A 14075-nucleotide genomic window follows, 5' to 3' on the forward strand; every position below is an offset into this window, starting at 1 on the left:
AAGGGCCGCCGGAGGGCGGCCCTTTGCGCGGGTGAGCTCAGGCGAGCAGCGTCGGGATCTTCTCGAACAGCTGCGTCGTGTACGTCATCATCTCGTGCAACATCCAGTTGCCGGAGAACAGGATCGCCGCGCCGACACCCACCGCCTTCGGCACGAACGACAGCGTCGCCTCCTGGATCTGCGTGACCGACTGGAACAACGAGATCGCGAAACCGATGAGCAACGCGGTCACCAGCACCGGCGCACACATCTTCGCCGCGATGGTCATCGCCTGGAGGCCCAGCTCAACGATCTGCGTGTCGGTCATGCAATCCCCATCGGCGCCCCGCCGACACCCGGGGAGTCCATAACCGGCGCAGGACGGTTGCCATCCGGTTCCCGCAGGAGCGAAAGGCTCAGGTCAGGCGCGGGACGAGATCTGCTGCACCGCCCAGCCGTTGCCGTCGGGGTCGGCGAAGAAGACGAAACCCACGTTGTCCAGCGGGTCGGGTGTGGCTCGTGGGTTCTCGCCGACCTTCTGCACGTCGCTGACCGGCACGCCGCGGGCGACCAGCTCGGCGTGCGCCCGGTTGATGTCGGGCACCACCAGCTGCAGCCCCTTGAGCGAGCCGGGCGCCATGTCGGGTACGGCGCCCTTGCCGATGACGATCGAGCAGCCCGAGCCCGGCGGGGTCAGCTGCACGATCCGGATGTCGTCGTTGATCACGGTGTCGTGGTCGACATGGAAGCCGAGCTGGTCGGCGTAGAACTCCTTCGCCCGGTCGATGTCCGAGACGGGCACGACTACCACTTCAAGTGTCCAGTTCACGCGCCTTATCGTGCCACCGGCGGCGACGCCATGGGGCGCGCCGGCGGCTCGAGCGGGCCGCCGGGCGGCACGGAGACCGCGGCGGAGGGCAGCACGGAGCCCGGGCCGGAGGGCGTGCTCGCCGGCACCGGCTCCCCCGCCGGGGACGGCGCGGGCGAGCTCGTCGGTTCCGGCGCGGGCGCGGACGGCGACGGCACCGTGGCGGCCGGCTGCTCCGGCACCGGGCGCGGCGGTTCCTGCCCACCGCGTACGACCAGAACCGCCGCGACCAGGACGGCCGCGACCGCCAGCAGCGGCCGCCACCAGGGGCGCCACGACCGCCGCGCGGCCGTCGCCGTCGGCGGCGGCGCCGGCCGCAGCCGCTCGGGGGTGATCTGAGCGGCGCGCCCGGCCAGCGCCCGGCGCACCCGATCCTCGACCTCCGTGCTCATCGCCTCTCCCCCAGCCTGCCGCGCAGAACGGTCAGCGCGCGGCTCGCGGTCGACTTGACCGTGCCGCGCGACACCCGCAGCACGTCGGCGATCTCCCGCTCGGACAGCTCCGACCAGTACCGCAGCACCATCACCTGGCGCTGCCGCACCGTCAGCTCCGCCAGCGCCGCCAGCACCTCCCGGTCGCCCTGGCCCAGCAGCACCTCGTCCTCCGCGGCGGGCGCCAGGCCGGGGCGCGGCGGCACGTAGGCCCGCGCGCTGCGCCGGCGGCGCAGCGCCGAGCGCGCCGCGTTCATCACCCCGGTCGTCAGGTACGCGTGCGGGTCGGCCACTCCTGCCAGGTCGGCGCCGTGCCGGCGGTACAGCGCGGCGAACACGTCCTGGACGATGTCCTCGGCGGTCGGCAGGTCGTCGACCATCAGCACCGCCAGCCGCACCAGGCTCAGCCGGCGCGCGTGGTACAGCTCGTTGATCGCCGGCGGGCCGTCCCCGCCGGCGCCGCGTACCGCCCGGGGCGAGCCGGACAGCACCGACCGCAGCAGGCGCAGCAGGGGCGCGGGCAGCGGAAAGACGAGGGTCATGGTGGTCCTGTGGTCAGCGCCGGGTCGGTGAGGGCGACGGTACCGCGACCGGGCCATCGGGCACGGGCGAGGCGGCCGGCCGCGGCGCCGCCGGGACTGCGGCCGGGCCGGACGGCCGGGGCCCCCGCGGGACCGCGGCCGGTCCGCCGGGCCGCCCGGCGGTCGGCACTGGCGCCGGCGCACCCGGCACCGAGGAAGCGGTCGGCGCGGGCGCCGGGGCACCCGGCACCGAGGAAACGGTCGGCACTGGCGCCGGCGCACCGGGGACCGAGGAGGGGCTCGGCGCGGCCGGGGACACCGCCGGCCTCGGCGCGGGTGGTGGCGCCTCGTCCGCGAACGCCCCGGTTGCGGTCAGCACACCGAGGACGGCGACGGCGATGCCGCCGACGGCGAGCGAGGCGGTGCGGGCGTTCGGTTGCATCACGGGGCTCCTGGGGGGTCGGGTACGGCCTTCGCAGGAGTAGACGCGCGGCGCCGCGGAAGGTTGGCGGTCGCACGGTGATGCACGCCACACCGAACCGCGTCCTAGACTCGCGGCCGTGCAGCCATCGATCCGCGCCTACCGGCCCGCCGACCTCGAAGCCGTCTACGACATCTGCGTGCGCACCGGGGACGCCGGCGGCGACGCCCGCGGCCTGTACTCGTCCGAACGGCTCATGGGCGACATCTTCGCCGCCCCGTACGTGACGCTGGAGCCGGAGCACGCGCACATCCTCGACGACGGCGCCGGCAACCCGGTCGGCTACGTGGTCGGCACGGCAGACACGGCCACGTTCGCCCGGCGCTACCTCGACGAGTGGCTGCCCGCCACGGCCGACCGCTACCAGGCGCCTCCGGACCCGCCCGTGACGCCGGAGGAGAGCATGCTGTGGCTGCACTACCACCCGGAGCGCATGCTCGTGCCCGAGCTGGCGACGTACCCGGCGCACCTGCACATCGATCTGCTGCCCGACTGGCAGGGCAAGGGCTGGGGGCGCGGCCTGATGGACGCGCTGCTGGCCGGGCTGCGGGCCGCCGGCGTACCGCGCGTGCACCTCGGCATGGCCACCGCCAACGTCGCCGCACGCGCCTTCTACGACCGGATCGGCTTCACCGAGATTCCGGTGCCCGGCGCCACCACGGTCACCTATCTGGGACGTGGCACCGCCGCGTAGCGACGCCTATTCCCCGCGGCCGCGCCGCTGGCGAACCTTGGCCAGCGCCTCGGCGAGGATCGCCGCGCCGTCGGCGTCGGAGCGCCGCTCCTTCACATAAGCCAGGTGCGACTTGTACGGCTCGCTGCGCATCCGGCCGGGCGGGTTCTGCCGGTCGAGACCGCCCGGCTGGCCGCACCGGGTGCAGTCCCACGTCTCCGGGGGTACCACGTCGGCGGCGAAACGGACCTCGACCGGATGCCCCGCGGCACACCAGTAGGTCACGTGCCGCCGGGGGGCGGGCTCGCTGCGCTCGTCGGGACGCATCGGGCTGGAGCCGACGCGGCTACCGCGGATCGCACTGCCACTGGACACGGAAGTCACTCCTGTCTCGAGGGCGTTTCATCGCCGGGGAAAGCCGGCGGCATTAACGGTGGAAAAACAACCGCGCGGCCCGGACCGGACCGCGCGGCAGAGTCTACGACTCGCGGAGGCCCTGGAGAAGGGCCCAGCACGAACGCTTGCGAAGCGGACGTCAACTATCTGTTTCAGCCCGCCTGGGTGACCTTGAGCCAGAGGCCGAGGCCAACGATGCAGGCGAACCAGATGACGCCCACCAGCACCGTGTAGCGGTCCAGGTTCTTCTCCGCGACCGAGGAGCCGGCCAGGCTGGAGGTGACACCGCCGCCGAACATGCTGGACATGCCCCCACCCTTGCCGCGGTGCAGCAGGACGAGCAGGGTCAGCAGGACGCTGGAGATGAGCAGCAACACGATCAACGTGTACGCGAACGCGATCGGCATGGTCGGGTCATTCCTCTCGAAGGGCACGGCAGCGCCACCACAATAGCGGGTACCCGGCCGCCGCCACGAGGCGGCCGGGCATCCATGACTCAGCGCTGGACGTGCTCGCGGAAACGGACGATCGAGGCGAATTCCTCGGCGTCCAGGCTCGCGCCGCCGATGAGTGCGCCGTCCACATCGGGCTGCGCCATGATAGCGGCGATATTGGCCGCCTTCACGGAACCGCCGTACTGGATGCGCACCGCGTCGGCCGTCTCCGCGCCGTACTTCTCGGCGAGCCGCTCCCGGATCGAGCCGCACACCTCCTGCGCGTCCTCGGGCGTGGCGGTCTTGCCGGTGCCGATCGCCCACACCGGCTCGTAGGCGATCACGATGTTCTTGACCTGCTCGGCCTTGAGGCCGTCGAGCGCACCGTCGAGCTGGCTGCCGCAGTGCGCGACGTGCGTGCCGGCCTCGCGGATCTCCAGGCCCTCGCCCACGCAGAGGATCGGCGTCAGGTCGTTCGCCAGTGCCGCCTTCACCTTGGCGTTGACCAGCGCGTCGTCCTCGTTGTGGTACTCGCGGCGCTCGGAGTGACCGATCACCACGTAGCCGCAGCCCAGCTTGGCCAGCATCGCGCCGGAGATGTCCCCGGTGTACGCGCCGCCGGTGTACGGCGACAGGTCCTGCGCGCCGTAGCCGATCAGCACCTTGTCGCCGTCGATCGCCGTCTGCACGCTGCGCAGCGAGGTGAACGCCGGCAGCACGACCGCCTCGACGTCGGTGAGCTGCTGCTCGTTGAGGCTCGCGGCGAGCTTCTGCACCAGGAGGATGGCCTCGAGGTGGTTGAGGTTCATCTTCCAGTTGCCGGCCATGATCGGTCGACGGGTCACATCAGCCATGCTTCAGCTCTCCAGCGCGGCGAGACCCGGCAGGGTCTTGCCTTCGAGGTACTCCAGCGACGCGCCGCCGCCGGTCGAGATGTGCCCGAACGCGGACTCGTCGATGCCGAGCGTGCGCACGGCCGCGGCCGAGTCTCCGCCGCCGACCACCGAGAAGCCGTCGATCTTCGTGATGGCCTCGGCGACGCCCCGGGTGCCGGCCGCGAACGGCGCCAGCTCGAAGACGCCCATCGGGCCGTTCCAGAAGACGGTCTTCGCCGATCCGATCGTGTCGGCGAACAGCGCGACGCTCTCCGGGCCGATGTCCAGCCCGAGCCGGTCGGCCGGGATCGCCGAGGCGGCGACCGTCGAGTGCTCGGCGTCGGCCGCGAAGGCGGTCGCCGCGACCACGTCGACCGGCAGCACGATCCGGCCGGCGGCCTGCGCGAGGAGATCGGCGCAGGTGCCGATCATCTCCTCCTCGAGCAGCGACTTGCCGACCTCGTGGCCCTGGGCCTTGAGGAAGGTGAAGCACATGCCGCCGCCGACGAGCAGCTTGTCGACCTTCGGCAGCAGCGCCTTGATGACGGCGAGCTTGTCGGAGACCTTCGAGCCGCCGAGCACCACCACGTACGGCTGCTCCGGGCTCTCGGTCACCCGCCGCAGCACCTCGACCTCCTTGATGACGAGGCCGCCCGCGTAGTGCGGCAGCCGGGCCGGGACGTCGTAGACCGAGGCGTGCTTGCGGTGCACCGCGCCGAACGCGTCGTCGACGTAGAACTCCGCCAGCGCCGCGAGCTCATCGGCGAAGGCGCCGCGCTCGGCGTCGTCCTTGCTGGTCTCGCCCGCGTTGAAGCGCAGGTTCTCCAGCAGCAGCACCTGGCCGTCGCCCAGCGCGGCGGCAGCCTGGCTTGCGGAGGGGCCGACGGTGTCCGAGGCGAAGACGGCGGGGCCGCCGAGCAGCTCACCGAGGCGCGTGGCGACCGGCGCGAGCGTGAACTTCGGGTCCGGCGCGCCCTTGGGGCGGCCGAGGTGCGAGCACACGATCACGCGGGCGCCCGCGTCACGCAGGGCGATCAGGGTCGGCAGCACCGCGCGGATGCGGCCGTCGTCGCTGATCCGGCCCGGTTCGTTTTTGTCGAACGGGACGTTCAGGTCGGCGCGTACGAGTACGCGCCGACCCGAGACACCCTCGCCGAGCAGGTCGTCGAGAGTCTTCACGTGTGTCAGCCGACCAGCTTGACCAGGTCGACGAGGCGGTTCGAGTAGCCCCACTCGTTGTCGTACCAGCCGACGACCTTGACCTGGTTGCCGATCACCTTGGTGAGGCCGGCGTCGAAGATGCACGAGGCCGGGTCGGTGACGATGTCCGTCGAGACGATCGGGTCCTCGGTGTAGACCAGGATGCCCTTGAGCGGGCCGTCCGCGGCCGCCTTGATGGCGGCGTTGATCTCGTCGACCGAGGTCTCCCGGGCGGCGGTGAAGGTCAGGTCGGTGGCCGAGCCGGTCGGGATCGGCACCCGCAGCGCGAAGCCGTCCAGCTTGCCCTTGAGCTCCGGCAGCACCAGGCTGACGGCCTTGGCGGCACCGGTCGAGGTGGGCACGATGTTGAGCGCGGCGGCGCGGGCGCGACGCAGGTCGCTGTGCGGGCCGTCCTGCAGGTTCTGGTCCTGCGTGTAGGCGTGGATCGTGGTCATCAGGCCACGCTCGATGCCGATGGTGTCGTTGAGCACCTTCGCCATCGGCGCGAGGCAGTTGGTGGTGCACGAGGCGTTGGAGATGACCGTGTGCTTCGCGGCGTCGTAGAGGTTGTCGTTGACGCCCATCACGATCGTGATGTCCTCGTTCTTGGCCGGCGCCGAGATGATGACCTTCTTCGCACCGTTGGTGACGTGCGTCTTGGCCTTGTTGGCGTCGGTGAAGAAGCCGGTCGACTCGATGACGACGTCGGCGCCCAGGTCACCCCAGGCGAGGTTCGCGGGGTCGCGCTCGGCGAAGGCCTTGAAGGTCTTGCCCGCGACGGTGATCTCGTCCGCCGTGGCCTTCACCTCGTGCGGCAGGCGGCCCAGGATGCTGTCGTACTTGAGCAGGTGGGCGAGCGTGGCGTTGTCCGTCAGGTCGTTGACGCCGACGATCTCGATGTCCGCGCCGGAGGCGAGCACCGCCCGGAAGAAGTTGCGGCCGATACGGCCGAAGCCGTTGATGCCAACCCGGATGGTCACAGGTGGATCTCCTCGTTTCGGTCCGCCGGAATCTGGGACCGGCGGATGTCTGCGTGCCGACCGTATCGAGGGCCGGCTGTTGCTCATCAGGGCCGCCGCGCGTGCAGGGACCAGCCGCCGCAGCCAGGTCGTGACCTGGTGCCACCGGCGGCGCCCGGCGTGGGGCGGCCATTCTGCCGGCACCGTCGCCGTCGTCGTCACCCTATCCGAGGAGGTGTCCGCCTCTCGCATTGGGGCGCGACCTGATCGTTACCTAAGGTACCGAAAATCTCTCGGCGCCCCGGCCGAACCGCCGCCCCCGAAAGGGGTCCTGTGCCCGTCCCGGGGATCAGCAGGCCATCATCTCGGGGGTGACGGCGGCCTCGGTGTCCGGGATGCCGAGGTCGCGGGCGCGCTTGTCGGCCAGGGCGAGCAGACGCCTTATCCGGCCGGCGATCGCGTCCTTGGTCAGCGGCGGGTCGGCGAGCGCGCCCAGCTCCTCGAGCGAGGCCTGACGGTGCTCCAGGCGCAGGCGACCGGCCGAGGTGAGGTGGTTGGGCGCCTCGTCGGCGAGGATCTCCAGCGCCCGGGTCACCCGGGCGGCCGCCGCCACCGCCGCGCGGGCGGAGCGGCGCAGGTTCGCGTCGTCGAAGTTCGCCAGCCGGTTCGCCGTCGCGCGGACCTCGCGGCGTACCCGGCGCTCCTCCCAGGCGAGCACGCTCGAGTGCGCGCCGATGCGGGTGAGCAGCGCCGCGATCGCGTCCCCGTCCTTGATCACCACCCGGTCGACGCCGCGCACCTCGCGCTCCTTGGCGGTGATGCCGATGCGCCGGGCGGCGCCGCGCAGCGCCAGGGCCGCCTCCGGCCCCGGGCAGGTGATCTCCAGCGCGCTGGAGCGGCCGGGCTCGGTCAGCGAGCCGTGCGCCATGAACGCGCCGCGCCATGCGGCGACCGCGCAGCACACGTTCGCGGAGACGACGTGCGGCGGAAGCCCGCGCACCGGCCGTCCCCGCACGTCGAGCAGCCCGGTCTGGCGGGCCAGTGCCTCGCCGTCCTTGACGATGCGCACGATGTAGTGGCTGCCCTTGCGCAGGCCGCCGGAGGCGAGCACGTGCACCTCGCTGGGGTAGCCGTACACCTCGGCGATCTCGCGCCGCAGCCGCCGTGCGACCGCGCCCGTGTCGAGCTCGGCCTCGACCACCACCCGCCCGGACACGATGTGCAGGCCGCCCGCGAAGCGCAGCAGGGCGGCCATCTCCGCACGGCGGCAGCACGGCTTGGGCACATCCACCCGGCTCAGCTCGTCCTTGACCGCTGCCGTCATCGCCATCTCGAAGTCACCTCATGCTTGTTTCGCGGTACGCCAGTTGCTTAACGATCGGAGCCGAGGAGCGGCACCAGTGCTGTGCCCAACGACTCAGGATCATGCTTGGGGCTGCCGTCCGCCACCGCCAAGGATGCCAGGACCAGGCGCGCACCGAGGGCCTCGGCGGCCCGGTGCACCGGGTCCGGTTCGCCGACCCACTTGCTGTCGGCGAGCACCGTGTCGACCCGAAGCTGCGGAAGGTACCAGTGCAGTGCGGCCAGATGATCGGCCACGGAGAGCCCGAGGGTCTCGTTCTCGGCCGCCAGGTTGAGCGTCACCAGCCGCTGGGCCGGGCTCGCGACGATGGCGGCGGCGAGCTCCGGCACCAGCAGGTGCGGAAGCACGCTCGTGTACCAGCTCCCGGGCCCGAAGATCAGCCAGTCGGCCTCGGCGATGGCGGTGACGGCGGGCGGGCAGGCCGGCGGCGCGGCGGGAACGATCCGCAGCGCCTCGACATGACCGCTGGCTACCGCGACGGCGTGCTGACCGCGCACGGTGACGACGTCGTCGGGACGCTCCGGATCGCCGCCACGCACGTCGGCCTCGATCCCGACGGCGTGGCAGGCCATCGGCAGCACCCGCCCCCGGGCACCGACCATGGCACCGGCGTGCGCGAGCGCCTCGACGGGATCGCCGAGCAGCTCCATGAGCCCGAGCAGAAGCAGATTGCCGACGGCGTGCCCGGCAAGCGGATCGTGCCGCCCCCCGACGGAGGCGATCCGCCGATCGACACCACCCCACCCGGCCTTAGCGGCACCCTCACCACCCGCGGCGCCGGAGTCCGCCGAGACGGGGATGCCGTCGGCCTCCATGGCGCGGCGGTCCGAACCGCCGAGCAGCGCGAAACGGTGCTGGAGCAGCGCCACCGTGCGCTGATGGGCCGGGTCGTCGTCGGCGAGCGCGGCCAGGGCCATGCGCAGGTCGCCCGGCGGCAGCTGGGCGTCCCGCTCGGCCCGCAGCCGCCCGCTGGAGCCGCCGTTGTCACCGACCGTGACCACCGCGGTGATGTCGAGATCCAGCTCGGGCGCGCAGTTGCGCAGGCCCCGGAGCGAAACGGCAAGCCCGTGGCCGCCGCCGAAGGCCACGACCTTGATCGGCCGGCCACCCGCGTCGCCGCCGCGGGCGGCTACGCCGCGCGGCCCTCCCGGCTGACCCGCCGTCACTCCCGCCCCAGGTCGCGGTGCGAGGAGTGTGCGGACAGGCGGATGTCGCGCAGCTGGGCCGTGAGCTCCTCCGCTATCGCGACGCTGCGGTGCTTGCCGCCGGTGCAGCCGATGGCGACGGTCAGGTAGCGCTTGCCCTCGCGCTCGAACCCGGGCGCGGTCGTGGCGATGAGCCCGGCATAGGTGGCCACGAAGTCGTGCGCACCCTCCTGGCCGAGCACGTAGCCGCTGACGCCCTCCTCGAGCCCGGTGTGCTCCCGCAGCTCCGGCACCCAGAACGGGTTCGGCAGGAAGCGGGCGTCGAGCACGTAGTCGGCGTCCGGCGGCAGCCCGTACTTGAAGCCGAACGACAGCACGGTGATCCGCAGCCGGCGCGCGTCCTCACCGCCGAAGAGCTCCTCGACGCGGCGCCGGAGCTGGTTGACGTTGAGGTGGCTGGTGTCGATGATCACGTCGGAGTGCTCGCGGGCCTCCTCGAGCAGCTTGCGCTCGGCGGCGATGCCGTCGGCCAGCCGTCCGTCGCCCTGCATCGGATGCGAGCGCCGCACTGACTCGAACCGCCGGATCAGCACCTCGTCGTCGGCGTCGACGAACACGACCCGCGGCGAGAATCCCCGGTCCTTGAGCGCGCGGACCGCGCCGGCCAGGTCGGTGGAGAACGCCCGGCTGCGCACGTCCAGCACCATCGCCGTGCGCCGGGCGGCGCCGCCGGCCTCGAACGCCAGCTGGGCCATGTCGAGCATGAGCGCCTGAGGCAAGTTGTCCACGACGTAGAAGCCGACGTTCTCCAGGGCCCGGGCGACCGTGCTGCGGCCGCCGCCGGAGACCCCGGTGACCACCACGAGGTCGGTACCGGCCTCGTCGGGCGTTGGCTCCGGGGCGAACCCCGGCATCGACTCGGTCACGCAGACTCCTCCTGCACCGCACTGTCTCTGCACCCCGTACGGGCGGACACTGCATCCTAGGCCGAAGGGCGGGTGCGAGGCCTGCTGACATCGTGTCCATTACCCGATCCAGTGCACCCAGGCACCACAAGCCACCAAGATCCACCACGACGGGCTTCGAAATCCTTTCCCGGACGGGTGCCGCGAAGTCCACACTGCGCCGCGCGGCCGGCCTGCCCAGGCCGGGCCGTTGCGCGGCCGCCGGGCTGAACAGCGTGGATCCGGTCAGGCTCGGCGGAAGACCCACCCTCGTGCCCACCGACGCATTCCGGCCTGCGCGGTGGATCCGCCGCCGCCTCCGGTCCACACAGTGGATCCGCCGCCGCCTCCGGTCCACACGGTGGATCCGCCGCCGCCTCCGGTCCACACGGTGGATCCGCCGCCGCCTCCGGTCCACGCGGTGGGTCCGCCGCCGCCTCCGGTCCACGCGGTGGGTCCGCCGCCGCCTCCGGTCCACGCGGTGGATCCGCCGCCGCCTCCGGTCCACACGGTGGATCCGCGGGTGCCTCCGGTCTACGCGGTGGATCCGCGGGCGCCTCCGGTCTACGCGGTGGGTTCAGCCGGCGGTGGTGGTGTCACCGCTTCGGCCGACACGGGCCGCGGCACCCGCAAGCGGTTGGCCCCGGACCGGGTCCGGCCCGCGCCGCCGGCCGGCACGGCGGGCGGCACCTTCTCCGGGCCCAGCTGGCCCACGCCTGGCTGGTCCGAGCCTGGCTGGCCCACGCCTGGCTGGTCCGCACCGGTCAGCGCCTTGAGGATCGCCTCCGCGGTGCGGCGGCCGATGCCCGGCACCTCGGCGATCTCCTCCAGGGACGCCTGCCCGAGCCGCTTGAGCGACCCGAAGTGCCGCAGCAGCGCCTTGCGCCGGGTCTCACCCAGCCCCGGGATCTCGTCCAGCGCCGAGGCCGTCATCCGCTTGGAGCGGCGCTGGCGGTGGAACGTGATCGCGAAGCGGTGCGCCTCGTCGCGCACCCGCTGCAACAGGTACAGGGACTCGGAGGTGCGGGGCAGGATGACCGGGTAATCCTCCCCCGGCAGCCACACCTCTTCCAGGCGCTTGGCCAGCCCGCACAGGGCCACGTCCGTGATGCCAAGGTCGGACAGGACGGCCGCCACGGCGTTGACCTGCGGCTGGCCGCCGTCGACGACCACCAGGTTGGGCGGGTAGGCGAACCTGCGCGGCCGCCCGGTCAACGGATCGATGCCGGGCAACTCCGCAATCTCCGGCCCCTGCTCGTCGGCCACCAGATCCCGCTCAGCACTCGCCAGATCCCGCTCAGCGGCCGCAGGCCCCTGCTCCGCACCCGCCGGACCCCGCCCAGCGGCCGCCAGATCAAGGCCAGCGCCCGCCGCACCCTGCTCGGCGGTCCCCAGATCAAGGCCAGCGCCCGCCGCACCCTGCTCGGCGGTCGCCAGGTCCAGCTCGGCGCCCGCCAGATCCTGCTCGGCGTCGACGGCGTCCCCGGCCGGCGCCGGGCCGGCCGAATCCGCGGCGCCGGGGAGGGTGGACTGTGCGCGGTAGCGGGCGAAGCGGCGCCGCATCACCTCGCTCATCGCCGCCAGGTCGTCGGTGCCGGAGCCGTCCGGGTTTCCCCGTACCGCGAAGCGGCGGTATTCGCTCTTGCGGGGCAGGCCGTCCTCGAAGACCACCATGCTCGCCACCACGTCCGTGCCCTGGATCTGGGACACGTCGAAGCACTCGATGCGCAGCGGCGCCGACTCCATGCCGAGCGCCTCCGCGATCTCGTCCAGCGCCTTGCTGCGGGTGGTCAGGTCGCCCGCGCGGCGCAGCTTGTGCCGGGCCAGCGACTCACCGGCGTTGCGCGCCACCGTCTCCAGCAGGGAGCGCTTGTCGCCGCGCTGCGGCACGCGCAGGCTCACCCGGCTGCCGCGGTGCTCGGAGAGCCAGTTCTCCAGCGCCGCCGCGTCCGGCGGCAGTGCCGGCACGAGCAGCTCGCGGGGCACGTCGCTCTCGCCGTGCTCGTCGCCGTAGACCTGGGTGCAGAAGTGGTGCACGAGGTCCCCGGTGGTCAGGTCCTCGACCTTCTCCACCACCCAGCCGCGCTGGCCGCGGACCCGGCCGTCGCGGACGTGGAAGACCTGGACGGCGGCCTCGAGCGGGTCCTCGGCGAAGGCGACCACGTCCGCGTCGGTGCCGTCGCCGAGCACCACCGTCTGCTTCTCCATCGCCTTGCGCAGGGCGGCGATGTCGTCGCGCAGCCGGGCCGCCTTCTCGAACTCGAGCTCCTCGGACGCGTCGAGCATGTCGCGCTCGAGGCGCTTGACGAACGCGTCGGTGCGCCCGGCCATGAAGTCGCAGAAGTCGTCGACGATGGCCCGGTGCTGCTCGGCGGAGACCGTGCCGACGCACGGCGCCGAGCACTTGCCGATGTAGCCGAGCAGGCAGGGGCGGCCGATCTGGCCCGCGCGCTTGAAGACGCCGGTGGAGCAGGTGCGGGCCGGGAAGACGCGCAGCAGCAGGTCGAGGGTCTCGCGGATGGCCCAGGCGTGCGAGTAGGGCCCGAAGTAGCGGACGCCCTTGCGCTTGGCGCCGCGCATCACCTGTAGCCGGGGGAACTCCTCGTTGAGGGTCACCGCGAGGAACGGGTAGGACTTGTCGTCGCGGTACTTGACGTTGAAGCGCGGGTCGAACTCCTTGATCCAGGAGAATTCGAGCTGTAGCGCCTCGACCTCGCTGCCGACGGTGACCCAGTCGACGGCGGCCGCGGTGGTGACCATCTGCTGGGTGCGCGCGTGCAGCGTCCACGTGTCGGCGAAGTAGGAATTCAGCCGGTTTCGCAGGCTTTTCGCCTTGCCCACGTAGATGACGCGGCCGGTCGGGTCACGGAAGCGGTAGACACCGGGAGCGTCCGGAACGGTCCCGGGCGCCGGCCGGTAGCTGGACGGGTCAGGCACGGCTCAACACTAGTGCGGACCCCTGACATGATTTGTCCCGCCGGAGGCCCGTCGCCGCCGCCACGGCAGCGGGCCTCCGGCCGGAGTAGTGCGGGGCCGGCCGTGTCGGCAGGTCAGGCCGGCCCCAAGAATCGCTAGGCGGCGACGATGTTGTCGCCGTCCACCGTGACCTTCTTCTCGGGCAGCGGCTGGTTCGCCGGGCCGCTCACGGGCGAGCCGTCCTCGAGGGAGAACGTGCTGCCGTGGCACGGGCAGACGATCACGCCGCCGTCGACCTTGCTGACGTCGCAGCCCGCGTGGGTGCACACCTTGCTGAAGGCCTTGTACTTGCCCGCGGTGGGCTGGGTGATGACGTAGTCGCCCTTGATGACGCCGCCGCCCTCGGGAACGTCCGCGACGGCGGCCAGCGTGCCGCCGCCGCCCGAGTCGTTGTCCGAGGTCGAGCCGGTGCCGCCGGCGTCGGCGCCCTTGCTGCCGGCCGGGGCGGGGTTGTTGCTGAAGTCGCCGCCGTTGGCGCCGTTGCTGCCGCTGCCGGTCGTGCCCGTACCGCAGGCCGTCAGCAGGCACCCGGCGCCGAGCGCGCCGGCGCCGGCCAGCACGACGCGGCGCGTCGCGACGACTCCCGTACGGGCAGGCTGGTCAGCCGCGGTCTCGGCTGCAGGTCCCGTCTGCACGTCAGTCATATGATCCGAACCCTTCGTTACCCCTGATCCGCGCGCTCGAGTCACGCGGCGTTGCTTGTAAGTACGCTCTCGCCACCGCAGTGGTTCATGAACGCGGGGGAAATTATGGGCCCGGTTCCTGTGTTTTCGCCATGCTTCCAGGCGTGCGCATGTGTCCACCCCCACAGCCGGGGGCGGACACCGCGT

The 14075-nt window shown here is 72.4% G+C and carries 16 protein-coding genes; 1 reads left to right on the forward strand and 15 read right to left on the reverse strand.

Features of this window, described 5'->3' with window-relative positions; genetic code table 11:
• Positions 1–37 precede the first annotated feature (37 nt).
• The 5 genes from fliQ to BJ971_RS29465 all read right to left on the reverse strand — a co-directional run bounded on the left by fliQ (position 38) and on the right by BJ971_RS29465 (position 2241).
• Positions 38–307, reverse strand: a complete 270-nt coding sequence (gene fliQ / locus BJ971_RS29445) for a flagellar biosynthesis protein FliQ (protein ID WP_184993796.1) — start codon at positions 305–307, stop codon at positions 38–40.
• Between the two features lie 93 nt (positions 308–400).
• Positions 401–808: a VOC family protein gene (locus BJ971_RS29450; RefSeq protein WP_184996424.1), complete on the reverse strand. Its 408-nt coding sequence runs from the start codon at positions 806–808 to the stop codon at positions 401–403.
• Between the two features lie 5 nt (positions 809–813).
• Positions 814–1239 carry a hypothetical protein gene (locus BJ971_RS29455; protein WP_184996425.1) on the reverse strand — a complete coding sequence of 142 codons (426 nt, stop codon included), beginning with the start codon at positions 1237–1239 and terminating at the stop codon, positions 814–816.
• The gene (locus BJ971_RS29460; RefSeq protein WP_184996426.1) at positions 1236–1820 is read right to left on the reverse strand and encodes an RNA polymerase sigma factor; all 585 of its coding nucleotides are present in this window, start codon (positions 1818–1820) and stop codon (positions 1236–1238) included. The genes BJ971_RS29455 and BJ971_RS29460 overlap by 4 nt, the downstream gene beginning before the upstream one ends.
• A gap of 13 nt (positions 1821–1833) precedes the next feature.
• On the reverse strand, positions 1834–2241 hold the full coding sequence (locus BJ971_RS29465; protein WP_184996427.1) for a hypothetical protein: 408 nt from the start codon (positions 2239–2241) through the stop codon (positions 1834–1836).
• Between the two features lie 118 nt (positions 2242–2359).
• Between BJ971_RS29465 and BJ971_RS29470 the strand changes: the two genes are divergently transcribed.
• A complete protein-coding gene (locus BJ971_RS29470) occupies positions 2360–2974 on the forward strand; it encodes a GNAT family N-acetyltransferase (RefSeq protein ID WP_184996428.1) in 615 nt (204 codons plus the stop codon).
• 6 nt (positions 2975–2980) lie between these two features.
• Here BJ971_RS29470 and BJ971_RS29475 read toward each other — a convergent pair whose 3' ends face one another.
• From BJ971_RS29475 to BJ971_RS29520, 10 genes are all read right to left on the reverse strand, one after another.
• A complete protein-coding gene (locus tag BJ971_RS29475) occupies positions 2981–3328 on the reverse strand; it encodes an RNA polymerase-binding protein RbpA (protein WP_184996429.1) in 348 nt (115 codons plus the stop codon).
• Between the two features lie 173 nt (positions 3329–3501).
• A complete protein-coding gene (gene secG / locus BJ971_RS29480; RefSeq protein WP_184996430.1) occupies positions 3502–3756 on the reverse strand; it encodes a preprotein translocase subunit SecG in 255 nt (84 codons plus the stop codon).
• Positions 3757–3845: 89 nt separating this feature from the next.
• Positions 3846–4637, reverse strand: a complete 792-nt coding sequence (tpiA, locus tag BJ971_RS29485; RefSeq protein ID WP_184996431.1) for a triose-phosphate isomerase — start codon at positions 4635–4637, stop codon at positions 3846–3848.
• 3 nt (positions 4638–4640) lie between these two features.
• Positions 4641–5837, reverse strand: a complete 1197-nt coding sequence (locus tag BJ971_RS29490; protein WP_184996432.1) for a phosphoglycerate kinase — start codon at positions 5835–5837, stop codon at positions 4641–4643.
• A gap of 5 nt (positions 5838–5842) precedes the next feature.
• Entirely contained in the window at positions 5843–6838 is a 996-nt protein-coding gene (gene gap, locus BJ971_RS29495) for a type I glyceraldehyde-3-phosphate dehydrogenase (RefSeq protein WP_184996433.1), read from the reverse strand.
• A gap of 328 nt (positions 6839–7166) precedes the next feature.
• Positions 7167–8147, reverse strand: coding sequence for a DNA-binding protein WhiA (whiA, locus tag BJ971_RS29500; protein ID WP_184996434.1), 981 nt, complete (start codon positions 8145–8147; stop codon positions 7167–7169).
• A gap of 41 nt (positions 8148–8188) precedes the next feature.
• Positions 8189–9277, reverse strand: coding sequence for a gluconeogenesis factor YvcK family protein (locus tag BJ971_RS29505; protein WP_184999173.1), 1089 nt, complete (start codon positions 9275–9277; stop codon positions 8189–8191).
• A gap of 65 nt (positions 9278–9342) precedes the next feature.
• Complete coding sequence (gene rapZ, locus BJ971_RS29510; protein ID WP_184999174.1) at positions 9343–10239, reverse strand: RNase adapter RapZ; 897 nt, start codon at positions 10237–10239, stop codon at positions 9343–9345.
• Positions 10240–10833: 594 nt separating this feature from the next.
• A complete protein-coding gene (uvrC, locus tag BJ971_RS41700) occupies positions 10834–13206 on the reverse strand; it encodes an excinuclease ABC subunit UvrC (RefSeq protein WP_184996435.1) in 2373 nt (790 codons plus the stop codon).
• 134 nt (positions 13207–13340) lie between these two features.
• Entirely contained in the window at positions 13341–13889 is a 549-nt protein-coding gene (locus BJ971_RS29520) for a Rieske (2Fe-2S) protein (RefSeq protein ID WP_184996436.1), read from the reverse strand.
• Between the last annotated feature and the right edge of the window lie 186 nt (positions 13890–14075).

Source organism: Amorphoplanes digitatis (genome assembly GCF_014205335.1).
Lineage (GTDB): Bacteria > Actinomycetota > Actinomycetes > Mycobacteriales > Micromonosporaceae > Actinoplanes > Actinoplanes digitatus.